This is a genomic window from Alphaproteobacteria bacterium, from assembly GCA_015231795.1.
Classification (GTDB): domain Bacteria; phylum Pseudomonadota; class Alphaproteobacteria; order Rhodospirillales; family WMHbin7; genus WMHbin7.
The window spans coordinates 711,221-733,914 of record JADGAX010000001.1 but is presented as its reverse complement, the minus strand read 5'-3'; the positions used below and the strand labels follow the sequence as shown (position 1 = coordinate 733,914).

General features: G+C 61.1%; 25 protein-coding genes. 19 read left to right on the top strand and 6 right to left on the bottom strand.

What is annotated here, in order from left to right:
* The first annotated feature begins 12 nt into the window (after nucleotides 1–12).
* The 7 genes from nuoI to HQL44_03510 are packed head-to-tail and all read left to right on the top strand — an operon-like array spanning nucleotide 13 to nucleotide 7,293.
* Entirely contained in the window at nucleotides 13–504 is a 492-nt protein-coding gene (gene nuoI / locus HQL44_03540) for an NADH-quinone oxidoreductase subunit NuoI (GenBank protein MBF0267648.1), read from the top strand.
* Nucleotides 505–519: 15 nt separating this feature from the next.
* Nucleotides 520–1,134, top strand: a complete 615-nt coding sequence (locus HQL44_03535; GenBank protein ID MBF0267647.1) for an NADH-quinone oxidoreductase subunit J — start codon at nucleotides 520–522, stop codon at nucleotides 1,132–1,134.
* Nucleotides 1,134–1,442, top strand: a complete 309-nt coding sequence (gene nuoK, locus HQL44_03530) for an NADH-quinone oxidoreductase subunit NuoK (protein MBF0267646.1) — start codon at nucleotides 1,134–1,136, stop codon at nucleotides 1,440–1,442. The genes HQL44_03535 and nuoK overlap by 1 nt, the downstream gene beginning before the upstream one ends.
* Before the next feature lie 5 nt (nucleotides 1,443–1,447).
* The gene (gene nuoL, locus HQL44_03525; protein ID MBF0267645.1) at nucleotides 1,448–3,382 is read left to right on the top strand and encodes an NADH-quinone oxidoreductase subunit L; all 1,935 of its coding nucleotides are present in this window, start codon (nucleotides 1,448–1,450) and stop codon (nucleotides 3,380–3,382) included.
* Nucleotides 3,383–3,389: 7 nt separating this feature from the next.
* Complete coding sequence (locus HQL44_03520; protein MBF0267644.1) at nucleotides 3,390–5,093, top strand: NADH-quinone oxidoreductase subunit M; 1,704 nt, start codon at nucleotides 3,390–3,392, stop codon at nucleotides 5,091–5,093.
* Between the two features lie 5 nt (nucleotides 5,094–5,098).
* Entirely contained in the window at nucleotides 5,099–6,556 is a 1,458-nt protein-coding gene (gene nuoN / locus HQL44_03515) for an NADH-quinone oxidoreductase subunit NuoN (GenBank protein ID MBF0267643.1), read from the top strand.
* Nucleotides 6,556–7,293 carry a biotin--[acetyl-CoA-carboxylase] ligase gene (locus HQL44_03510; GenBank protein ID MBF0267642.1) on the top strand — a complete coding sequence of 246 codons (738 nt, stop codon included), beginning with the start codon at nucleotides 6,556–6,558 and terminating at the stop codon, nucleotides 7,291–7,293. The genes nuoN and HQL44_03510 overlap by 1 nt, the downstream gene beginning before the upstream one ends.
* Here HQL44_03510 and HQL44_03505 read toward each other — a convergent pair.
* Entirely contained in the window at nucleotides 7,278–7,817 is a 540-nt protein-coding gene (locus HQL44_03505; GenBank protein ID MBF0267641.1) for an aspartate 1-decarboxylase, read from the bottom strand. The genes HQL44_03510 and HQL44_03505 overlap by 16 nt on opposite strands.
* Nucleotides 7,818–7,951: 134 nt before the next feature.
* Here HQL44_03505 and HQL44_03500 point away from each other — a divergent pair, with 134 nt between their 5' ends.
* The 9 genes from HQL44_03500 to HQL44_03460 all read left to right on the top strand — a co-directional run bounded on the left by HQL44_03500 (nucleotide 7,952) and on the right by HQL44_03460 (nucleotide 15,190).
* Entirely contained in the window at nucleotides 7,952–8,731 is a 780-nt protein-coding gene (locus HQL44_03500; protein MBF0267640.1) for a type III pantothenate kinase, read from the top strand.
* On the top strand, nucleotides 8,728–10,389 hold the full coding sequence (locus tag HQL44_03495; GenBank protein ID MBF0267639.1) for a ribonuclease J: 1,662 nt from the start codon (nucleotides 8,728–8,730) through the stop codon (nucleotides 10,387–10,389). Before HQL44_03500 ends, HQL44_03495 begins: the two co-directional genes overlap by 4 nt.
* Nucleotides 10,390–10,422: 33 nt before the next feature.
* On the top strand, nucleotides 10,423–10,827 hold the full coding sequence (mce, locus tag HQL44_03490) for a methylmalonyl-CoA epimerase (GenBank protein ID MBF0267638.1): 405 nt from the start codon (nucleotides 10,423–10,425) through the stop codon (nucleotides 10,825–10,827).
* Nucleotides 10,828–10,845: 18 nt separating this feature from the next.
* Nucleotides 10,846–11,400, top strand: coding sequence for a DNA-3-methyladenine glycosylase I (locus HQL44_03485; GenBank protein MBF0267637.1), 555 nt, complete (start codon nucleotides 10,846–10,848; stop codon nucleotides 11,398–11,400).
* Between the two features lie 332 nt (nucleotides 11,401–11,732).
* The gene (locus tag HQL44_03480; GenBank protein MBF0267636.1) at nucleotides 11,733–12,551 is read left to right on the top strand and encodes a hypothetical protein; all 819 of its coding nucleotides are present in this window, start codon (nucleotides 11,733–11,735) and stop codon (nucleotides 12,549–12,551) included.
* Nucleotides 12,548–13,492, top strand: a complete 945-nt coding sequence (locus HQL44_03475) for a radical SAM protein (GenBank protein MBF0267635.1) — start codon at nucleotides 12,548–12,550, stop codon at nucleotides 13,490–13,492. The genes HQL44_03480 and HQL44_03475 overlap by 4 nt, the downstream gene beginning before the upstream one ends.
* Nucleotides 13,493–13,566: 74 nt before the next feature.
* Nucleotides 13,567–13,803 (top strand): AbrB/MazE/SpoVT family DNA-binding domain-containing protein, encoded by a 237-nt coding sequence (locus HQL44_03470; GenBank protein ID MBF0267634.1) that lies wholly within the window; start codon nucleotides 13,567–13,569, stop codon nucleotides 13,801–13,803.
* Nucleotides 13,804–13,807: 4 nt separating this feature from the next.
* Nucleotides 13,808–14,209, top strand: a complete 402-nt coding sequence (locus tag HQL44_03465; protein ID MBF0267633.1) for a type II toxin-antitoxin system VapC family toxin — start codon at nucleotides 13,808–13,810, stop codon at nucleotides 14,207–14,209.
* A 132-nt stretch (nucleotides 14,210–14,341) separates the two neighbouring features.
* Nucleotides 14,342–15,190 carry a hypothetical protein gene (locus tag HQL44_03460; GenBank protein ID MBF0267632.1) on the top strand — a complete coding sequence of 283 codons (849 nt, stop codon included), beginning with the start codon at nucleotides 14,342–14,344 and terminating at the stop codon, nucleotides 15,188–15,190.
* Nucleotides 15,191–15,208: 18 nt separating this feature from the next.
* Here HQL44_03460 and HQL44_03455 read toward each other — a convergent pair whose 3' ends face one another.
* Complete coding sequence (locus HQL44_03455) at nucleotides 15,209–16,300, bottom strand: glycosyltransferase family 4 protein (GenBank protein MBF0267631.1); 1,092 nt, start codon at nucleotides 16,298–16,300, stop codon at nucleotides 15,209–15,211.
* Nucleotides 16,301–16,361: 61 nt separating this feature from the next.
* On the opposite strand from HQL44_03455, the gene HQL44_03450 reads away from it, so the two are divergent.
* From HQL44_03450 to HQL44_03440, 3 genes are read left to right on the top strand one after another with little or no spacing between them, the layout of a single operon-like run.
* Nucleotides 16,362–17,675: a proline--tRNA ligase gene (locus HQL44_03450; GenBank protein ID MBF0267630.1), complete on the top strand. Its 1,314-nt coding sequence runs from the start codon at nucleotides 16,362–16,364 to the stop codon at nucleotides 17,673–17,675.
* A gap of 1 nt (nucleotide 17,676) precedes the next feature.
* Nucleotides 17,677–18,927, top strand: a complete 1,251-nt coding sequence (locus HQL44_03445; GenBank protein ID MBF0267629.1) for a lipoprotein-releasing ABC transporter permease subunit — start codon at nucleotides 17,677–17,679, stop codon at nucleotides 18,925–18,927.
* Nucleotides 18,920–19,600 (top strand): ABC transporter ATP-binding protein, encoded by a 681-nt coding sequence (locus HQL44_03440; GenBank protein ID MBF0267628.1) that lies wholly within the window; start codon nucleotides 18,920–18,922, stop codon nucleotides 19,598–19,600. Before HQL44_03445 ends, HQL44_03440 begins: the two co-directional genes overlap by 8 nt.
* On the opposite strand, the gene HQL44_03435 is transcribed toward HQL44_03440, so the two are convergent.
* From HQL44_03435 to HQL44_03420, 4 genes are all read right to left on the bottom strand, one after another.
* On the bottom strand, nucleotides 19,597–20,766 hold the full coding sequence (locus HQL44_03435; GenBank protein MBF0267627.1) for an MFS transporter: 1,170 nt from the start codon (nucleotides 20,764–20,766) through the stop codon (nucleotides 19,597–19,599). The genes HQL44_03440 and HQL44_03435 overlap by 4 nt on opposite strands.
* An 82-nt stretch (nucleotides 20,767–20,848) precedes the next feature.
* On the bottom strand, nucleotides 20,849–21,142 hold the full coding sequence (locus HQL44_03430; protein MBF0267626.1) for a type II toxin-antitoxin system RelE/ParE family toxin: 294 nt from the start codon (nucleotides 21,140–21,142) through the stop codon (nucleotides 20,849–20,851).
* Entirely contained in the window at nucleotides 21,142–21,351 is a 210-nt protein-coding gene (locus tag HQL44_03425; GenBank protein MBF0267625.1) for an addiction module protein, read from the bottom strand. The genes HQL44_03430 and HQL44_03425 overlap by 1 nt, the downstream gene beginning before the upstream one ends.
* A 179-nt stretch (nucleotides 21,352–21,530) precedes the next feature.
* On the bottom strand, nucleotides 21,531–22,634 hold the full coding sequence (locus tag HQL44_03420; GenBank protein ID MBF0267624.1) for a branched-chain amino acid ABC transporter substrate-binding protein: 1,104 nt from the start codon (nucleotides 22,632–22,634) through the stop codon (nucleotides 21,531–21,533).
* Nucleotides 22,635–22,694: the final 60 nt, after the last annotated feature.

The window sequence follows — 22,694 nt, the reverse complement described above, 5'->3', positions numbered from 1 at the left end:
GAGGGGGCTAGGATGAGCTTCATGAACAGCACCTTGCGCTCTTTCTTCTTGATCGAACTGTTGCAGGGCATGGCCTGCACGCTGAAGTATTTCTTCTTCAGGCCGTCCGTCACCATCAACTATCCCTTCGAGAAGGGGCCGCTTAGCCCGCGTTTCAGGGGCGAGCACGCGCTTAGGCGCTATCCCAACGGGGAAGAGCGCTGCATTTCGTGCAAGCTGTGCGAAGCGATCTGCCCGGCGCTGGCCATCACCATCGAAGGCGAGGTGCGCGAAGACGGATCTCGGCGCGCCAGACGCTACGATATCGACATGACGAAGTGCATCTATTGCGGCATGTGCCAGGAAGCCTGCCCGGTGGACGCCATCGTCGAAGGCCCGAATTTCGAGAACGCCACCGAAACAAGGGCCGAGCTGATGTACAACAAGGCCAAACTGCTCGCCAACGGCGAGCGCTGGGAAACCGAACTGGCGGCGCGCATCGAAGCCGATGCGCCGTACCGGTAAGGGGGGAAGAACGCCATGATCCAGGCCGCCGTCTTTTACATGTTCGCCATTCTCGCCGTCTTCGGCGGCGTGATGGTGATCTCGGCCAGGAACCCCGTTCATTCGGTGCTGTTCCTGATCTTCGTTTTCTTCAACGCGGCGGGTCTGTTCTTGCTGCTGGGCGCCGAATTTCTGGCCATGGTGTTGGTGGTGGTCTATGTCGGCGCGGTGGCGGTGCTGTTCTTGTTCGTGGTCATGATGCTCGACATCAATTTCGTCGAATTGCGCCAAGGTTTTTTGCATTACCTGCCGGTGGGCGCCGCCATCGGTCTTGTGCTTTTGATCGAGCTGGCCACCGTTTTCGCGGGCTGGCACGAAGCACCCGAAGCCAAGCAGATGATCGCTGCGGCCACGCCCGACATGGCGCAGGTGACCAACACCAAGGCGCTGGGGCAGATCATCTATACGAAATACCTGTTCTTGTTCCAGCTTTCGGGCATGGTGCTGCTGGTCGCCATGGTGGGCGCCATCATGCTGACGCTGCGCAAGCGGCCCAGCACGAAGCGCCAGAACATCGCCGATCAATTGGCGCGCAGGCCGGAGGACACGCTGGAGATCCGCAAAGTGCCGGTGGGCGGAGGAATCGGATGATGACCGTCGGCTTGGCCCATTACCTGATCGTCGCCGCCGCCCTGTTCACGCTGGGCGTGCTGGGCATCTTCCTGAACCGCAAGAACGTCATCGTCATCTTGATGTCGGTGGAACTGATGCTGCTGGCGGTCAATCTCAATCTGGTCGCTTTTTCGTCGCATTTGGGCGATCTGGCCGGTCAGGTCTTCTCGATGTTCATCCTGACCGTCGCCGCCGCCGAGGCCGCCATCGGCTTGGCCATCGTGGTGGTTTTCTACCGCAACCGCGGGACCATCGCGGTCGAAGACATCAACCAGATGAAAGGCTGACGGACATGTCGATGACCCTTGCCGTCTTCCTGCCGCTGCTGGCCGCCGCCATCGCGGGCCTGATGAATCGCCGCCTGGGCGATCTGGGCGCGCAGATCGTCACCTGTTCGGGCGTCGGCCTAGCCGCCATTCTGGCCATCCCGGTCTTCCTGGACGTGGCGTTGGGCCACAATCCGCAAACTGTGGTGCTGCTCGATTGGGTCAGTTCCGGCGATCTACAAGTGCGCTGGGCGCTGAAATTCGACACGCTGACCGCCGTCATGGTGCTGACCGTGACCTGGGTCTCGTTCATGGTGCATGTCTATTCCATCGGCTACATGCATCACGACCATTCCATCCCGCGCTTCCAATCCTACCTGTCGCTCTTCACTTTCTTCATGCTGATGCTGGTGACCAGCGACAATCTGGTGCAGATGTTCTTCGGCTGGGAAGGGGTGGGCGTCGCCTCGTATCTGCTGATCGGCTTCTGGTACGAGCGTCCCAGCGCCAATGCCGCCGCCATCAAGGCCTTTCTGGTCAACCGGGTGGGCGATTTCGGTTTCGCGCTTGGCATCTTCGGCGTCTTCGTGCTGTTCGACACCGTGCATCTGGACACCATCTTCGCGGCCTCGGCCTCGATGGCCAATGCCCGCATCGAATTCCTGGGGCTGCAACTGCCCGCCATGACCACGCTGTGCCTGCTTTTGTTCGTCGGCGCCATGGGCAAATCGGCGCAATTGTTCTTGCATACGTGGCTGCCCGACGCCATGGAAGGCCCGACGCCGGTTTCCGCGCTGATCCATGCCGCGACTATGGTCACGGCTGGCGTCTTCATGGTGGCCCGCCTGTCGCCCTTGTTCGAACAATCGGAAACCGCCCTGATGGTGGTGACCATCGTGGGCGCCTCAACCGCTTTCTTCGCGGCCACCGTGGGCTGCGTGCAAAACGACATCAAGCGGGTGATCGCCTATTCCACCTGTTCGCAGTTGGGTTACATGTTCTTCGCCTGCGGCGTTTCGGCCTATTCGGCGGGCATCTTCCATCTGATGACGCACGCCTTCTTCAAGGCGCTTCTGTTCCTGGGGGCCGGTTCGGTCATCCACGCCATGTCCGACGAGCAAGACATTCGCAAGATGGGCGGCATCTGGAAACACATCAAGGTCACCTGGCTGTTGATGTGGATCGGCAATCTCGCGCTGGCGGGCATTCCTTTCTTTGCGGGTTATTATTCCAAGGACACCATCTTGGAAGCCGCCTGGGGGGCTGGCACCGGGGTTGGCCAATTCGCCTTCTGGATCGGATCGCTGGTCGCCTTCCTGACTGCCTTCTATTCCTGGCGTCTGCTCATCTTGACCTTCCACGGCAAGCCCAGGGCCGACGACCATGTCATGGCGCATGTCCATGAATCGCCGCCGGTGATGATCGTGCCGCTGATGGTGCTGGCCATCGGCGCCTTGTTCGCGGGCGGCATCGGCTATGAACTGTTCGTCGGCCATGACCGCGCGCATTTCTGGGGCGACGCCATCGCCGTGCTGGCCACCCATGATTCGGTGGAAGCGGCGCATTCGGTGCCTACCTGGGTGAAGCTGCTGCCGGTGGTGCTGGCGGTGTCGGGCATTCTGCTGGCCTATGTCTTCTACGCCTTCCTGCCCGCCATTCCCAAGTTCCTGGCCGAGCGTTTCCGCCCGGTCTATCTGTTCTTGTTGAACAAGTGGTATTTCGACGAGTTGTACGATTTTCTATTCGTGCGTCCCGCCTTTTGGCTGGGCCGCGGCTTGTGGAAGGATGGCGACGGCGCGCTGATCGACGGTTGCGGCCCCGATGGGGTGGCGGCTTTCTGTCAGGGTGTTTTCAAGCGCCTGCAACGCTTCCAAAGCGGACTTGTTTACCACTATGCCTTCGCCATGATCGCCGGCATGTTCGTGCTGGTGACGTGGTACGTCTACAACCAAGCGGGATGAGGCCCTGATGAACAACTGGCCCCTTCTATCGCTCGTAACCTTCCTGCCCCTGGCGGGTGCGGCCTTCATCATGTTCGTGCGCGGCGACGACAAGGTCGTGGCCGCCAATGCAAGGCATGTGGCGCTTCTGACATCGCTGGGCACCTTCTTGCTGTCGCTGGGCATCTGGATCAAATTCGATCCCACCACGCCAGACTTCCAGTTGGTCGAGAAGGCCAATTGGCTGCCGCAATTGAACATCACTTACCATATGGGGGTGGACGGCATTTCCATGCTGTTCGTCATCCTGTCGACCTTCCTGACGCCGATCTGCATCTTGCAAAGTTTCGGATCGATCGAGAAGCGGGTGAAGGAATACATGGTCGCCTTCCTGGTTCTGGAAACCATGATGGTGGGCATGTTCTGCGCGCTTGATTTCGTGCTGTTCTATTTCTTCTTCGAAGGCGTGCTGATCCCGATGTTCCTGATCATCGGCGTCTGGGGCGGCCCCAGGCGCGTTTACGCCGCCTTCAAGTTCTTCCTCTACACCCTGGCGGGTTCGGTCTTGATGCTGGTCGCCATGCTGGCCATGTCTTGGCACGCGGGCAGTTTCGACATCCCGACCCTGATGGGCATTCCCTTCCCGGTCTCGATGCAATATTGGCTGTGGCTGGCCTTCTTCGCCAGCTTCGCGGTCAAGGTGCCGATGTGGCCGTTCCATACTTGGTTGCCCGACGCGCATGTCGAGGCGCCCACCGGCGGCTCGGTCATCCTGGCTGGCGTGCTGTTGAAGATGGGCGCTTACGGCTTCATCCGCTTCTCGGTGCCGATGCTGCCGGAAGCGACGGAATATTTCACGCCGCTGGTCTATACCCTGTCGATCGTCGCCATCATTTACACGTCGCTGGTGGCCTTGGCCCAGGAAGACATGAAGAAGCTGATCGCCTATTCTTCCGTGGCGCATATGGGCTTCGTCACCATCGGCATTTTCGCCATGACGCCGCAGGCGGTCGAGGGCGCCATCTTCCAGATGCTGTCGCACGGCGTGGTGTCGGGTGCTTTGTTCCTGTGCGTGGGCGTGGTCTATGACCGCATGCATACGCGAGAAATTTCGCGCTACGGCGGCTTGGTGCAACGCATGCCGCGCTACGCGCTGGTCTTCATGGTCTTCATGCTGGCCGCCGTCGGCCTGCCCGGCACGTCTGGCTTCGTGGGCGAGTTCCTGGTGCTGCTGGGCGCTTTCCGCGCCAATACATGGGTGGCGCTGCTGGCTTCGACCGGCGTGGTGTTGGGGGCGGCCTATATGTTGCTGCTTTACCGGCGCGTGGTGTTCGGCAAGTTGGTGCGCGAGGATTTGAAAAACATCCTTGATCTGAATATGCGCGAGATCGTGGTGTTCGCTCCCTTGATCGCCGTCGTTCTGTGGATGGGCATCTATCCGTCCAGCTATCTGAACGTCATGCATGTCTCGGTCGATAATCTGATCTTGAATCATCGAGCGTCGCTGGGCAAAAATCCGGCCCAGCCCGCCGCTTTGCCTGCGCCAGCAGCCGAAGCCGCATCGCCGCCAGCAGTCGAAGCGCCCGCCGCCGCCGCTCCTGTGACGGCCGAGCCGCCGGTGACGGCCCCGGTTGCCCCAGCGGAAAGCCCGCAAACCATTCCGGCCCCCGAGGCCACGGCCCCAGCAACCGCCCCCGGCGACGCTGGCGCCCCACAAGCGAAGCAGGAGTAGATGGCATGAGCGGCGTACTTCCCGTCATGGCTCCGGCGTTGCCCGAAATTTTTCTGGCCGTGGCCGCCATGGCCGTTCTGATGCTGGGCGTTTTCGGCAAGGGCGAGGAGCGTCCGCGCCTGTTCTTTTACATGGGCGCCGTTCTTTTGGTGCTGGCAGGCGGCTTGGCCTATCTGGTCACGCCCAAGGGCGGGGTTGCGGTTCACGCCTTCGACGGCTTGTTCGTGCAAGACGGCTTTGCGCGTTTCATGAAGCTGATGGTGCTTGGCGCATCGGCCTTCACGCTGGCCATGGCACGGGCTTGGTTCGAGCGCGAAAAGCTGGCCCGTTTCGAATATCCCGTGCTGGTGATGTTCGCGGCCCTTGGCATGAGCGTGATGATCTCGGCCAACGATCTGATGGCTTTGTATATGGGGCTAGAGCTGCAAAGCCTGTCGCTGTATGTGATCGCCGCCTATCATCGCGACAATGCGCGCTCGACCGAGGCGGGCTTGAAATATTTCATGCTGGGCGCTTTGGCTTCCGGCCTGCTGCTGTTCGGCATGTCGCTGGTCTATGGTTATGCGGGCGCCACGGGCTTCGAGCAGATCGCCAAGGTGCTGGGCCATGGCCATGCGCCGGTCGGCGTGCAGATCGGTCTGGCTTTCATTTTGGCGGGTCTAGCCTTCAAGGTGGCCGCCGCTCCCTTCCATATGTGGACGCCCGACGTTTACGAGGGCGCTCCCACGCCGGTCACCGCCTTTTTCGCCATCGCCCCCAAGATCGCCGCCTTCGCGCTGATCATCCGCGTCCTGACCGGCCCCTTCGGCGACATGTTGCCGCAATGGCAGCCCATTTTGGTGCTGATCTCCATTCTGTCCATGACCATCGGCGCTTTCGGAGCGCTGGGGCAGACCAACATCAAACGTCTGATGGCTTACAGCTCAATCGGCCATGCGGGTTACGCTCTGGTGGGTTTGGCGGTCGGCAATCAGGAAGGCGTCACCGGCGTTCTGGTCTATCTGGCGATTTATCTGGCCATGAATATGGGCGCTTTCGCCGTCATCCTGGCCATGCGGGTCAAGGGCCGCGCCGTCGAGGGGATCGACGATCTGGCGGGGCTGGCGCGCACCAATCCCCTGATGGCGCTGGCCATGGCGCTGTTCATGTTTTCGATGGCGGGCATTCCGCCGCTGGCCGGGTTCTTCGGCAAGCTCTATGTCTTCCTGGCCGCCGTCCATGCGGGCTTGTATACGCTGGCCATTCTGGGCGTGCTAACCAGTGCCGTGGCCGCCTTCTATTATCTGCGCATCGTCAAGGTCATGTATTTCGACGAGCCGATCGAAGCCTTGGACAAGGCTATCGGGCGGACCATGAGCGTGGTGCTGACGGTTTCCACCATTGTGGTCGCTTTCTTCTTCCTGGTTCCCATGCCGGTGCTTAGGCTGTCGGAAGCGGCGGCGAAAACCCTATTCCCCCACTGATGACGCTTCGTCTGCCGCCGGCTTTCGTCCTTCACCGAAGGGCTTGCGTCGGCAGTACGAATGACGAGGCGAAAAGCCTGGCCGAAGGCGGCGCAGGCGAGGGCGCGCTGGTTTGGGCGGACCAACAAACCGGCGGGCGGGGGCGGCGCGGACGAAGCTGGGCAAGCCCGCCCGGCAATCTCTATTGCTCGCTGATCCTGACGCCGGATGTTCCTTTGATGCGGGCCGCCGAACTGGGTTTCGTGGCGGCGCTGGCGATTGCCGATCTTGCCAGTTGGGCAGCCCCCCAGGCGGACATTCGTCTTAAGTGGCCCAACGACGTGCTGGCCGACGGGGCCAAGATTTCCGGCATTCTGCTGGAACCGGCCCCGCCCGGCGGCATCGTGCTGGGCATGGGAATCAATATCGCATCGGCGCCTTCGGGCACGCCCTATCCGGCGGCGGCGCTCTCGGCTTGGAATAATGATCTAACCGCCCAGGCGGCGCTTGAAAGGCTTATGGCGCGCCTATGGGACTTGTACGGGCTTTGGCGGAGTCAGGGCTTCTTGCCGATCCGCGATCTGTGGCTGTCCAATGCGAAGGGGATCGGTGAGGCGCTTGAGGTGCGGCTTGAAGACCGCACACTGACGGGCATCTTCACCGGCCTTGACGAGCAAGGGGCGCTGATTTTGGATGGAACGACGCGCATCCTGGCAGGGGATGTGTTCTTTCCCGGCGCTGATCAAAGCGAAAAGTGATTCGCCACGAAGGCGTCGATGTCGGCTTCCGTCCAGCCGCGCGTTTTCAGATCATTGCGGATGGCGGCGACGTCGACATTGGGCCAGGTGTGGCAATCGGCCAGCGTCTGGCCGTCGGCCTCGACGATGCGAAAATCATAGGGCCTTTTTTCCGAAGCGAACACGTCGTACAGCAAAACTTGGTCCACTTGGTTGTCGGGCAGGAAGGTGAGTATCCGTGGCTTGGTGGCGTAAAGTTGGGCGGGTTCGATCCAGTCGGCCGAGGCCACGATCAACTCGTCGCCTTTCTGGCAGGTGCGGGCCGCCGCCCCGTTCAACACGCAGCAGCGGGAACCCGGCTGGCCGTGAATGACATAGGTGCTGATGCGCGCACCGGAATTCTTGTTCCAGATTTCCACGAACTCCATGGGATAGATGCCGGCCTGCTCGCATTGTTCAGGGTCCAGCGTGATCGATCCGTGATAGTTCAGGTCGGCCCCGGTTACCCGGATGCCATGCAGTTTGGCGCGAATGGTCTTGATCAGCGGCACGTCGAAAATCCTTGTTGGTTGGCTGTTAAAATATGAAAATCGGTATCCATATGCCATAATTATCTTTCCGCTGGCGTTGACGCTGGCCCCTCTGGGCGTTATCCCTTGGCGAACAACAGGATTGTCGCATGCTGCTGGCTATCGATTCTGGCAATACCAACATCGTCTTCGCCGTTTTCGACGGAGAAACGGTCAAGGGCGAGTGGCGCGCCTCGACGGGGGCCATGCGCACCGCCGACGAATTGGGCGTCTGGCTGACCCAGTTATTGTCGTTGTCGGACATTGATCGCAAGGATATCGACAGCGCCATCATCGCCACCGTGGTGCCCGCCGTGCTGTTCAATTTGAAGCAACTGTGCAGGCGCTATTTCAACGCCGACCCCTTGGTGGTCGGCGAAGAAGGGGTCGAACTGGGCCTTCAAGTTTTTCTGGATCGCCCGGAAGAAGTTGGGGCCGACCGTCTGGTCAACGCCGTGGCGGCGCATGCCAGCTATCAAGGGCCGCTGATCGTCATCGATTTCGGCACCGCCACCACCTTCGACGTGATCGACGAGCAGGGCAATTACTGCGGCGGCGCCATCGCGCCCGGCATCAATCTGTCATTAGAGGCGTTGCATATGGCGGCGGCCAAGCTGCCACGCGTCGCCATCGGCAAGCCCAAGCAGGTGATCGGCAGGGCCACCGTGCCCGCCATGCAGTCGGGCATTTTCTGGGGCTATGTCGGTTTGATCGAAGGGCTGGTGGCCAGGATCGAGGCCGAGTTCGGCCAGACCATGACCGTGGTCGCCACTGGCGGCCTAGCACCCTTGTTCGCCGAATCCGTGCCTAAGATCGCGCATCTCGATTCCGACCTGACGCTGCGCGGCCTGTTGGCCATCTGGCGCTTGAACGCCAAAGGAAAATCATGAGCAAACATCAGCAAGACGGCGCCTTGTTCTTCCTGCCTTTGGGCGGGGCGGGCGAGATCGGCATGAATTTGTATCTGTACGGCTATAAGGGCAAATGGCTGATCGTCGATTGCGGCGTGGCCTTCGGCGACGCGGCGACGCCCGGCGTCGATCTGGTGATGGCCGATCCTGCCTTCATCGAGGAGCGTGTTTCCGATCTGGTGGGCATCGTGCTCACGCACGGCCATGAAGACCATATGGGCGCCATCCCTTATCTGTGGGACCGTTTCCGTTGCCCGGTCTACGCCACCGGCTTCACCGCCGATCTGGTGCGCGGAAAACTGGAAGACGCCAGCCTGGAAGACGAGGTCGAGGTCAAGGTGGTCAGGGCCGGAAAGCGCTTCAAGGTCGGCCCCTTCGAGATCGAATATGTCGCCATGACCCATTCCATCCCGGAAGCGCATCTGCTGGCCATTCGCACCAAAGCGGGGATGATCGTGCATACCGGCGATTGGAAACTGGACCCGGCCCCCATCCTAGGTCCTTTGGCCGACGAACAGCGCCTGGCAGAACTGGGCGAGGAAGGCGTGCTGGCGCTGATCTGCGATTCGACCAATGTCTTCCTGGACGGCCATTCGGGGTCCGAAGCCGAGGTGCGCGAAAGCCTTTCGCATCTGATCGGCCATTATCCCAGGCGCATCGCCGTCGCCTGCTTTGCCACCAACGTGGCGCGTTTAGACAGCATTTCGCACGCCGCCAAGGCCAATGGACGCCATGTGGCGTTGGCCGGGCGTTCCTTGTGGCGGATCGACAAGGCGGCGCGCAAGAATGGCTATCTGAAGGGCGTGCCCGAATTCCTGACCGACCGCGACGGCATGTCGCTGCCCGACGACAAGGCGCTGTTCATCTGCACCGGCAGTCAGGGCGAGGCCAGGGCGGCGCTTTCCCGCATCGCGCATGGCGATCATCCCAATGTGGAATTGGGATCGGGCGACGTGGTGATCTTTTCCTCGAAGATCATTCCCGGCAACGAGAAGGAAATTCACCGCGTGCAGAACGGATTGGCGCGACGCGGCGTGGAAATCGTGACCGACGAGGATCATTTCGTCCATGTCTCGGGCCATCCGGGGCGCGACGAGTTGAAGCGGCTTTACGCGCTGCTCAAGCCCCGCATCGCCATTCCCATGCATGGCGAGGACCGCCATCTGCTGGAACATGCCGAACTGGCCCGCAGCCTCAACGTTCCCGAGGTGCTGATCGCGCGCAATGGCTCGGAAGTTCGCTTGGCGCCGGGAGAGGCGGAAATCGTCGATCATGTGCCGACCGGCAAGCTGGCCATGGATGGCGGACGCCTGATCCGTCTTGATTCTCCCGTCATGCGCAACCGCACGCGCATGATCTGGAACGGTCATGCCGTGGTGACGGTGGTGGTCGACAAGAAGGGCCGCCTGCTGGCCGATCCCAAGATCAGCGCGCAAGGGCTGCTCGATCCCGAGACCGACGCCCATCTGCTGGAAGAGGCCGAACAGGCGGTGGCGGAAAGCATCGAAGACATGTCGGGCAGCCAGCGCAAGGATGACGCCGTTCTCAGTGAGGCCATCCGCATCGCGACCAGACGGGCGCTTTATGATCGGCTGGAAAAGAAACCATTGACCGAGGTGCATCTGATCAGGATTTAATAAGGTCAGCCAAGAAGGCGAAAGGACTGAAACATGATCGGACGTTTGAACCATGTCGCCATCGCGGTGCCGGATCTCGACGCCGCCGCCAAATCCTATCGCCAAACGCTGGGCGCCATCGTCTCGACGCCTTGCGACATTCCCGACCATGGCGTCACCGTCGTCTTCGTCGAATTGTCCAACACCAAGATCGAACTGGTGCATCCCTTGGGCGACGCTTCGCCCTTGAAGGGGTTTTTGGAGAAGAATCCGGCGGGCGGCATCCATCATGTCTGCTACGAGGTGGCGGATATCCGCGAGGCCAGGGACAAGTTGAGGGCTGCGGGTGCCAGGGTGCTGGGCGACGGCGAACCCAAGATCGGCGCGCATGGCAAGCCGGTGCTGTTTCTGCATCCCAAGGATTTCCAGGGCGCCCTGGTCGAATTGGAAGAAGCGTAGGCCGCGTGTGGGCGTTTCATGAGCTGGTATTGCGACATAGCGCCGGGCCATCCAGTGCACGGCTCCTATCACGACACGGAATATGGTTTCCCGGTCAGCGACGAAGCCGTGCTGTTCGAGCGCTTGGCGTTGGAGATCATGCAGGCGGGCTTGTCGTGGGAAATCGTGCTGAAAAAGCGCGCCGGCATCTTTAAAGCCTTCGACGGGTTCAAGGTTGACCGCGTGGCCCGCTATGGCGAGCAGGAAAGCCAGCGCCTGCTGGAAGACGCCGGGATCATCCGCAACCGACGCAAGATCGCCGCCATCATCGAGAACGCAAACCGCATCCGGCAATTGCGCAAAAGCCATGGCGGTTTTCACGCCTGGATCGAGGCGCATCACCCTTTGCCCAAGGAGGAGTGGGTCAAGCTGTTCAAGAAGAGTTTCGTTTTCACGGGCGGCGAGGTGGTGAACGAGTTTCTGATGAGCCTGGGCTATTTGCCCGGCGCCCATCGTCCCGACTGCAAGGTGGCCAAGAAGATCGCCAAACTGAAACCGGCCTGGATGCGGGCGGGCATGAAAATCGCGACATAAACAAAATATAAACGGCGAGGCAGCCATCAGGCGCCTCGCCGTTTTTTTTGCTCTCACGACCTGTCCGCTTCCGGCCCGTTATCGGACCCCTGGCTCCTGTTTCGAAGCCATGGTAAGCGCGGCCAACTCCTCCCTAAACTTAAGCCATATCACCGCTTTGGCGGCAGGGCCCCTTTTTTGTGGGCCTCAATTTACGAAAGATTTTTCCATTCGTCACCTGTTTTTTTTAATAAGCTTGCGCATATTACCTAGTTGACGAAGTATTTGAATTAACTGATCTGGATCAATGGGGGTTAGCATTTCCTTAAACGCTGATTCGGCATAATAAATCCATGAAATACAGCGCTTTGATCATCACCCTGGGGTTGCTGGCGTCGGGTCAGTCGTGGGCGGATGGGACAGTCAGGATTTCCCGTCAGGACTGCTCGCGGCTGATTCATCACGCGCCGTCGGCGGATGTGGCGTATAAACCCGGCGTTGACGTCAAAGGCCGCGCCGTGGCACCCGCCGATCTGGACGGCGGCGCCAACAACATCAAGCTGCTGCCCGAGGTGCTGGAATTCAACGTCAGCATCAATCCGGTCGATTATCAGGCCCGCAACGCCTTGGCAAAGCAGAAAGCCGACACGCAAAAGGCCATTGTCGCCAATCAGCAGGCCAAGGCGACGGCCGAGGCGCAGGTCACCGCGCTGACCGCCCAAAAGGCGACGGCAGTGGCCAGCGGGGTAACGCTGGCCGCCGATTTGGCGCCGCTGCAGGCAGTGCTGACTCCCTTGCAGGCCCAGGTCGATGCCGGAACGCGCCGCCCCACCAATCAGGAATATCAATCCGCCCTGACCGCCGTCACGGCCAAGCAGGCGCAAATCACCGCCAACACGGCCACGCAAACCAGCCTGACCAGCCAGATCGCCACCCAGCAGGCCATCGTCGATGCGGCGCCTGCCACCGAAACCTCGCTGACCCAAACCCAGACCACGGTCGAGGCGAAGCAGTCGGCGCTGTCGGCCAAGGGGCTGGACGGAACCTCGATGACGGCGGCGGCCATCAAGTACGACATCGCCAAGAACAAGTTTCTGATCAACGGCCAGCCCCTGGCGTCGCCGGACATGGAAGCCCTGGCCGAAGCCTGCGCCAAGGCGGGTGTGAAGTGAGCCTGGGCTGGGGCGCGGTCTCCATCGATACCGTGCAGGTGGAAACGACCAGGGACTGCAACTTGGCCTGCCCCGGCTGTCTGCGCACCTTGCGAAAGAAAATGGGCCGCTGGTCGGATGATCGGATGAGCGCCCTGCTGTTTTCCCGCGTGCTGGATAACCTGCCCGCTTGCCGGGTGCTTATCCTGAACGGCACCGGCGAGCCGATGTTGAACCCCGAGATTGCCGACATCGTGCGCCAAGCCAGGGACAGCGGCAAATTCCAGGGCATCACCTTCAACAGCAACGGGCTGACCCGCGGGGTCGATGCCTATATCGACGTCGCCCGGGCGGGGCTTGGTTTCTTGTCCATTTCGGTCGATTCCCTGACCCAGGATGTGGCCGACAAGGTGCGTGCGGGCACCAAGGTGGACAAGCTGGCGGCGCGCATTGGCGAACTTGCCAAGGCTTTGCCCATTCCCATCACCATCACCAGCGTGGTCTGCCGCGACAATCTGCTGGATATCGGCGAAACGCTGGCCAAGCTGAATGATCTGGGGCGCTTCACGGTGTTTCTGACCGACTGGTCCGACGTGGCGCTGCTCGATTTTCTGGACCCCATGGCCCGCAGGCTGGACGACAAGGAGCGCGCCTTCCTGTCTGCTCTGGTCGTGAAGTTGGGACCTCAATTGCCCAATTTGGACCTCGTGCTGACCCAGCCCGCCCAGCGCGGCCAGGAGCAACGCTGCCCGGCCCCATTCCGTCACCCCTTCATCGATGCCCAAGGCTATCTGACGCCTTGCTGCACGTTGACCGACGCCCATCATTACGGCCATGTCAGCATCGCCGAGATGCCGTTGCAAGAAGCGTTGAAACAGCCCCAGCCCGCCCGCTGGCTGGAAGGCTATGCGCTGGCCGAACCGCTGTCCTGCCGGGGTTGCCAACATGCGCTCAGGCGGTAATGCGGTCGGGATGGAAGTAAGCCCAGAAATATGGTATGTATTACCTATCTTGAACAGGTAATACCGAGGCAGCCATGGCATCCGCGATCACTCAAAAGGGACAGGTTACCCTTCCCAAAAGCGTGCGCGACTATCTGGGCGTCGCTCCTGGCGCCTTGGTCGAATTCGTGCTGGGCAAGGACGGACAGGTGATGGTGGTTCCCGCCTCGCCGACGCGTCGGCGTCCCAACAGCCGCTTCGCCAAACTGCGCGGACAAGCGGGCGAGGGGATGAGCACCAAGGACATCATGAAACTGACGCGTGGAGAATAGCGCCGTGGCGACGCTGGCCGACGCCAATGTCTTGTTGGATGTAGCGACCAACGATCCCGAATGGGCCGATTGGTCGATCAACATGCTGGAAGGGGCGGCCCTTCAGGGGCCGCTGCTGATCAATGACGTGGTCTATGCCGAATTGTCGGTGCGCTTCGAACGCATCGAGGATTTGAACCTCTTTGTCGGCGATGCCGGGCTGGTCATCGATCCCATGCCCAAAGAGGCGCTGTTCCTGGCTGGCAAAGTGTTCCTGGATTACAAGCGCAACGGCGGAAGGCGGAGCGGCGTGCTGCCTGATTTCTTCATCGGCGCCCATGCCATGGTGGCGGGCCATACGCTGCTGACCCGCAACACCAAACGCTATCTGACCTACTTTCCCGGCATCGCGCTGGCAGGCCCATAAGGCATCCCTTCGATGCTCTTCCTCCCGGTGGACAAGTTTGGCCTGTCATTGTTTTGCAGGATGGCACAACCGCATAATCTGTTGTATTTACGGTCTGATTAGAACCGGCAACTGGACAATTCGGGGGATTGCATGTCCGTTTCAGAACTAGCGTGGCTTCCGCGCAGCGAGCGCAGTCGCGTTGTCCTGTTCGCCTCGCTGGTAGGGGTTCAGTTTTTCATTTTCGGGCATTCGGTCGATTGGCCGATGGGCGCGGGGCTGGTGGTGGTTGGGTTGACGGCGCTGTTGCTGCTCGATGCCTTCCAGCCGGAATGGTACAAGGCCCCGCCAGCGCTGCGCCGGGCGCGCATCATCAAGCCGACGCTGCTTATTTATGCCCTCATGACCGTACAGGCCGGTCTGGTGCCCGCCTTCTTGCCGCAAATCGCTGCCACCGTGATCCTGGTTGCCGACAGTTGGAGCCGAGGCGAGTTGCGCGGTCCCCTGCAGGAGGATGGCACGCCCGCTTGGGAGATCGACCCGCGCGAACTTTGGCGCGGGAGTTGGGCCATCCGCCTGATGGTGCTGTCCTGTGTTCTTTGCGGATGGTCGTTCCATGCTGGCTGGAACCCGGCTTACGTTCTTCATGCCACCAGTGAAACCCATTCCGGTTGGACCTTCTACAATCCCGCCCGGACACTTGGCGGCGACGGCGCCATTCCATTCTTGCCTGGTCTGGTAGCCGCCGCCCTGTTTTTGGGCGCCGGTCTGTGGGCGTGCTGGCGGGGAAGGCTTCGCAACGAAGCGTGGTGGCCCCGCCTACCCGTCATGATCGCCGTCGCTCTGTCGCTTTGGTTGGTCACTCGCTTCATAGCGGGGACGTCGGACCTGGAAAAAGGTCTTTGGACTCACTCGGTCAGCGCCGAGGGGCCGACCTATTTCCTGCTGGGCTTTATTCCCTTCGTCGTGGGAGCGTTTCTCACCCGGCGCGCCCAAAAGTGAACGTCGGCGCAGGATCGTCTAACCGCAAACCCCTTCGATGATTTTCCACATCGCCGGTCCCGCCATCTCCATGTCGTGCTGAGCCAGGGCGCGCGCTTGTCCCGTCTTGCCCATTTCTTCGCGCAAGCCAGGATCGCCCGCCAGCCTGATCAGCGCCGCCGCCATCTCGCCGATGGCGGGGAAAGAGACGCAAACGCCCGCATCCTCGCCCACGAAATCGGGGGCGGCGCCCGCTCCCTTGAAGCACAGAACCGGCAGGCCCATGGCGGCGGCTTCCACGCAGACCAGCCCCAGCGGCTCTTCCCGAGACGCCAGCACGAAAATGTCGGCGGATGCGTAAAGGGTTGGCATGTCCTGGACTTCGCCCAGGAAGACGAGGCGATCTTCAACGCCCGCCAATTTCGCTTCGTAAGCCAAGCGGTCGCCGATGCCCGCCTCGCTTTCCCGGCCCGCCCAGATGAAACGGGCCTGAAGCCGGGGGGCTTGGCGCTTGGTTTCCCCGGCCAGTTGCAAGAACAGGTCGGGTCCCTTGCGCCAGTTCAAGGTCCCGGCGGCCAGCACGGTCAATCCGTCATGCGCGGATTTGGGGCCGGGGCGGGGCAGGCGGGCGGCGCAGGGCACGCAGGCCAGCAGATGGGGAGGGATATGGAACTCGTTGGCCAATTCCCGCTCGATCGAGCTTGAGGCGGCGACGAACCGGCTGGCATGGCGTTTCAGGCGCTCCAGCGCCTCTTGCCCCAGCACATGGCGGATCGAATAGGCCCCTTCCATCACATGCGCCAGGACCGGCAGGCCGGGCTTGGCCGTCAGGTCCAGAAGCGGGGCCGTGCTGGCCGTGTTGGCAAAAAGCAGATCGAAGGGCTGGGCGCGCAGTTTTTGCAAGGCGGGGGTGGCCTCGGCCAGCGCCTGGGGCGTCATCCGGCCATCCGGCAACAGGATTGTTGTTTCACATATCTCATTGAAATCGTTCAACATCGACCCTGGGGCGGCGAACAGAACGTGGGATTCGGCCAGCCCCTCCGCTTTCAGCCAGGACAAAAAGTGGAGCAGAAATATCGAACTGCCCAGTCGCTCGGCCGTCTCGGCCAGGAACAAGATGCGTTTCATCATGGCGTCAGTGTAGCTTTCTGGTTAGATTGTCGCCAGTTTTCCAACACGTTCAGGGATTGCCATGCGCCTTAGCCGTTTTTTCATGCCCACCATGAAGGATACCCCGTCCGAGGCCCAGATCGCCTCGCACCGTTTGATGCTGCGCGCCGGCATGGTCCGCCAATCGGCGGCGGGCATCTATTCTTGGCTGCCCATGGGCCATAAGGTGTTAAAGAAGATCGAGGCCATCGTGCGCGAGGAACAGGATGCTGCGGGGGCGCAGGAACTGCTGATGCCCACCATCCAGCCTGCCGAACTGTGGAAGGAAAGCGGACGCTACGACGATTACGGCAAGGAGATGCTGCGCATCACCGACCGCCACGAGCGCGAGATGCTGTTCGGCCCCACCAACGAGGAACTGATCACCGATATCGTGCGCAAGGATATCCGCAGCTACCGGGCACTTCCCAAAATTCTCTATCACATCCAGTGGAAGTTCCGCGATGAAGTGCGTCCGCGTTTCGGCGTGATGCGCGGACGCGAATTCCTGATGAAGGACAGCTATTCCTTCGATCTCGATTACGCGGGCGCCAAGCGCTCGTACGAAACCATGTTCGTGGCCTATCTGCGCACCTTCGCCAAGATGGGGCTGAAGGCGATTCCGATGGCCGCCGACACCGGCCCCATCGGCGGCGACCTTTCCCACGAATTCATCATTCTGGCCGAAACCGGCGAAAGCCAAGTCTATTGCCACAAGGACCTGCTGGACATCGACGTGCTGAGCGAGCCGGTCGATTACGCGGGCGACGTGACGACCATGGTCGAGCGTTTCACCTCGCTTTACGCCGCCACCGACGAAAAACACGACGTGAAGCAGGCCGATCTGCTGGGCGACAAGCTGGTGAGCGCGCGTGGCATCGAAGTGGGCCACATCTTCTATTTCGGCACCAAATATTCCGCCGCTCTGGGGGCGATGGTGCAGGGTCCCGGCGGCGAGAACATCACCATCGAAATGGGGTCCTACGGCATCGGCGTGTCGCGCTTGGTGGGCGCCATCATCGAGGCGCATCACGACGAGGCTGGCATCATCTGGCCGGAAAGCGTGGCGCCCTTCCGCGTGGGTCTGGTCAATCTGAAAGTGGGTGATGGCGAGTGCGACCGCGTGTGCGGCGAGCTGTACGGCACCATGATCGGCAAGGGCATCGAAGTGCTGTATGACGACCGCGACGAACGCGCGGGCGTCAAGTTCGCCGACATGGACCTGATCGGCTTGCCCTGGCAATTGGTGGCCGGACCCAAGGGGTTGAAGGCGGGCGTGGTCGAACTGAAATATCGCGCCACCGGCGAGAAGCACGAATTGTCGGTCGAATCGGCTTTGGCAAGATTGGCGGGATAAAATGGTCTTCGGCGCCTTCGAACGCATGGTGGCCATGCGCTATCTACGCGCACGCCGCCAGGAAGGATTCATCTCGGTCATCGCGGGTTTCTCGCTGCTGGGCATCGGCCTTGGCGTGGCGACGCTGATCATCGTGATGTCCGTCATGAATGGCTTTCGCGCCGAACTGCTGGGCCGCATCCTGGGGCTGAACGGCCATCTGGGCGTTTACGGCTATGCCAATCAGTTGACCGATTACGACCGCCTAGCCGATTCGATCCGCAACATCGATGGCATTGTCCATGTCTCGCCCACGCTGGAAGGCCAAGTGATGGTGACCGGGCGCAACCATGCGCAGGGCGCTTTGGTGCGCGGCGTGCGCGGCGCCGATCTTCTCAGCCGCGAGGTGATCGCCAAGAACTTCAATGGCGACATCAACGCCTTCAACAACAACGAGGGCGTCGTCATCGGCTCGCGACTGGCCACCAAGCTGGGCCTGGGGGTGGGCGACGTGCTGACCATGATCGCCCCCAAGGGACAGGTGACGGCGTTCGGCACCGTGCCCCGCATGCGCGCCTATCCCATCGTCGCCACCTTCAATGTCGGCATGTACGAATACGATTCCTCCTACATCTTCATGCCGCTTGAAGAATCGCAGATATTCTTCCAGACCAAGGAGAAGGACGCGGTCACCCATCTGGAAGTGGTGCTCAGCAATCCCGATCTGGTGCCCAAGGTGCGCGCCCAGGTGGCCGAGCGCATCGGCGATGCGGGCAGCGTCTATGATTGGCAACAGGCCAATTCCAGCTTCTTCAACGCGGTGCAGGTGGAACGCAACGTCATGTTCCTGATTTTGACGCTGATCATCCTGGTCGCCGCCTTCAACATCATTTCCAGCCTGATCATGCTGGTCAAGGACAAGGGACGCGACATCGCGATCCTGCGCACCATGGGAGCGACCCAGGGCATGATCCAGCGCATCTTTCTGTTGTCGGGCGCTAGCGTCGGCGTGACCGGCACCGTTCTGGGCGTGGTATTGGGGCTTTCCTTCGCACTCAACATCGAAAGCATCCGCCAGTTGCTGCAAAGCCTGACCGGCACCGATCTGTTTTCGGCGGAAATCTATTTCCTGTCGAAATTGCCAGCCAAGGTCGATTTCGGCGAAGTGGTCCAAGTGGTGCTGATGGCGCTGGGCCTGTCCTTCGCCGCCACCATCTATCCTTCCTGGCGCGCCGCCAAGCTCGATCCGGTCGAGGCGCTGCGCTATGAATGAGGTGGTGCTGAAACTGTCGGGCGTCATGCGCTCGTTCCATCAGGGACGCGCCGATCTTCAGGTTTTGAAGGGCGCCGAGATCGAAGTGAAAAGCGGCGAGATCGTCGCCATGGTGGGGCCGTCGGGCGCTGGCAAATCCACGCTGCTGCATATCGCCGGGCTTTTGGAAAAGCCGGATGCGGGACAGGTGATGCTGGCGGGGCAGGACGCGACGCTGTTGAACGACGACAAGCGCACCGCCATTCGGCGCAGAGCCATGGGCTTCGTCTATCAGTATCACCATCTGCTGCCGGAATTTTCGGCGCTGGAGAATGTGGTGTTGCCGCAGATGATCGCGGGCGTCTCGAAGTCGAAGGCAAGTGCCAGGGCGCGCGAATTACTGGGCCGCATGGGGCTTTCTGGGCGCGAGACGCACCGACCGGGCCAGCTTTCCGGCGGCGAGCAACAGCGGGTGGCGATTTGCCGAGCGCTGGCCAATCGCCCGAAATTGCTGCTGGCCGACGAGCCGACCGGCAATCTCGATCCCGCCACTGCCGACATCGTGTTCCAGGAACTGCTAAGCCTTGTGCGCGAGCAGGGCTTGGCGGCGCTGATCGCCACCCACAATCCCGATCTGGCGGCGCGCATGGACCGGCGCGTCAGGCTGAAAGACGGCGGTTTGGTTCCTGCCTAACTTTTTTTGGATTTCCACACCATCGTCATGCCGGCCAGGGTCACCAATCCCAGTCCGGCATAGGTGGCGGCATAGGTTTGCGTGGCGCCATAGACCAAGCTGAACAAAGCTGGGCCGAAGAAGACGCCCATGAAGGTGAAGAACAGCGTGCCGCCGGTGGCGATGCTGACCTGTTCCCTGGGGACCAGACGCGCCACTTCCGCCAGATACACGCCGTTCCATCCAATGGCCGTGAAACCCAGTGTGACGAAGACCAGTTTGACGAACCAGTCGGGCGTGCCGGGAACCAGGAAGGCGGACGCCAGCGACGCCAGCACGGCGATGACGCCGATGATCAGCAGCACCTTGTAGCCGCTTTTGATCAGGTCGGCCAGCCAGCCCCAGCTCATGCGGCCAGCAACGCCGCCGGTTTGCATGAGCGCCATGACCACGCCCGCCTCGATCAGGCCAAAGCCGATCTCATGGACCAGGAAGGTCACCAGGAAGCTGGCGACGCACATCTGGACGGCTGAGAAGAAAAATCCGCACCAAGACAGCCAACGCACCGGCTTGTTTCGCCAGACCACGCTTAGCCCCGCAAAGGGATTGACGTGCAGTTTGATATGCGGCTCGCGGTCGCCATCCCATGCCTTGCGCCCGCTTTGCAAGAGGACGGCCAGCAAGACCAGTCCCAGCGCTATGACGGCGAAGGCGATGCGCCAGCCGAAGGCGTCGGTCAAGGGCGGCGTGATCAATCCGGCCATCATGCCGCCCAGCGGCACTGCGGCCTGCTTGATCGAGAAAATCAGGTTGCGCCGTTTGGCGGGCGTGAAGCGGGTCAGCAGATGCGCCGCCGCCGGATTGGTCAGCCCATAGGCGAAGCCGATCAGCAGCGATCCCAGGGCCAGACTTGCCAGCCAGGGCAGCACGGCCAGCAACAGACCCGCCGCGCCGAAGCCCAAAGCCGCCTGGCTTGAACGCACCGCCCCCCATTTGCGGTCCAGCGTTCCGCCCACGATCGAGGTCAGCATGGCGCCGCCGTAAACGATGCTGACCTGAAGGCCGATCAGCGATGCGTCGACGCCGAAGGCGGCGGCGATGGTGGGCGCGATGACGGGAATGGCCAGCATGGCCAAGGTGGCCAGGGCCTGGGCGGCGGTGGTGGCGATAAGGACAAGCCAGATCATGCGCCTTGTTTACGGCATTTTTCTTGGCCTTGCCACTCGCCGCTTTCGCCGTGGCCCGATGCAAATGGGGAATGGCTGACTGTCAATTCCGCTCTTTCCAACGTTTTGGATCGCGGTTGCTGTGGAAGCAGGCGATGACAAACAGTTGGGATTCGGTTACGCGGTAGAACAGGCCGTAGGGAAAGTGGCGAAGTCGGATGCGCCTTAGATCCTTGTAAACAACGGGATACCTTAACGGACCTTCGGAAATTCGCGCAACTGCGGTATCGATTTCGGTGATGAAGCGTTCCCCGAGTTCCGGGGCGCGGGACTTGTACCAGTCGAGAGCTTCAATCAGTTCCTTTTTTGCCGATGGCCCAAAAACGACTTGTCGCATTAGGCCAGGCGCTTGAGGAGTTCGTCACGAAGCCCGGGCCAATCCGCTGCCTGTTTGAGGTCCTGGTCCAGCGAAGCAAGGCGTCGATCCAGTTCATCTTGTTGGGCAGTAGTAAGCGTCATCTCGGAATCGTTCATGCTGTCCCATAGCTTGCCGATCAGCGCCAGCTTCTCTTCTGGGGTTAGTTGAGCGGCAGTTGGGTTGGGCATGAGATGAACTCCTATCGTTCCATCAAGGATGGCGTTTCCCATCCAAACCGTCAAGACGGGGTGCCCAACAAAAAACCCGGCGGATGGCGCCGCCGGGTTCTTTCTTGCTGTCATCACTGGGCTTGACCCGGTGATCCAGGTGGATGCCCGGATCAAGTCCGGGCATGACGTGAGGGGGCTTACTTCTTGTAGTCGTAAGTGCCCTTCGACCAGACATACATGACATAGCCGGGCGCGGTCACGTCGCCCTTGGCGTCGAAACCGATATTGCCCAGCACGGTCTTGAACTTGCTTTTCTTCAGCTCGGCCGCCACCTTCTTGGTGTCGGTGCCCTTGCTGGCCTCGACCGCCTGCGCCCAGGCCTGGATGGTGCCATAGGTGTAAAGCGTATAGCCTTCGGGCTTGAAGCCCTTGGCCTGGAACTTGGCGACCAGATCCTTGTTGGCCGGGTCCTTGGCCGGATCGGGGCTGAAGGTCATCAAGGTGCCTTCGCCAGCGTCGCCGGTGATCTTCCAGAATTCCTCGGTGACCAAGGCGTCGCCGGAGACCAGAACGGCCTTAAGCCCCTGTTCCTTGGCTTGGCGGATGATCAGGCCGCCTTCGGTGTGATAGCCGCCCAGATAAATCACGTCGGCCTTCACTTCCTTCAGCTTGCTGACCAGCGCCGAATAGTCCTTCTCGCCCGCCGAGATGGCTTCGTAGAGAACTTCCTTCACGCCAGCCTTGTTGAGCGCCGCTTTGGTCTCGTCGGCCAAGCCCTTGCCATAGGCGGTCTTGTCATGGATGACGGCGATGTTCTTGCCCTTGAAGTTCTTGGCCAGATAGGCCGCTGCCGTGCCGCCCTGCTGGTCGTCGCGTCCGCAGGTGCGGAACACGTTGGCGAAGCCGCGCTCGGTGAAGGTGGGATTGGTCGAGGCGGGCGAAATTTGCAGGATGCCTTCTTCCTTATAGACTTCGGAGGCCGGGATCGAGGACCCCGAGCAGAAATGACCCGCCACCAGCGCCACCTTTTTGGCGGCCATCTGATTGGCGACCGCCACCGCCTGCTTGGGGTCGCAAGCGTCGTCGCCCACTTCCAGCTTCAGCTTTTGCCCCATCACGCCGCCCTTGGCGTTGATGTCTTCGACCGCCATTTCGGCGCCGCGCTTCATCTGTTCGCCGAAAGCGGCATATTGGCCGGTCATCGGGCCGACGGTGGAAATGGTGATGTCGGCCATGGCGGCCTGGGCCGAGAAGGCCATGATCGCGCTGGCGGCCAACAGGGATGTCTTGATGCTGGTCATACGTTTGTCTCCCAATGTGGATCGAGATGGTGCGTAAGAATAAACCATTTTAAGTTGTCC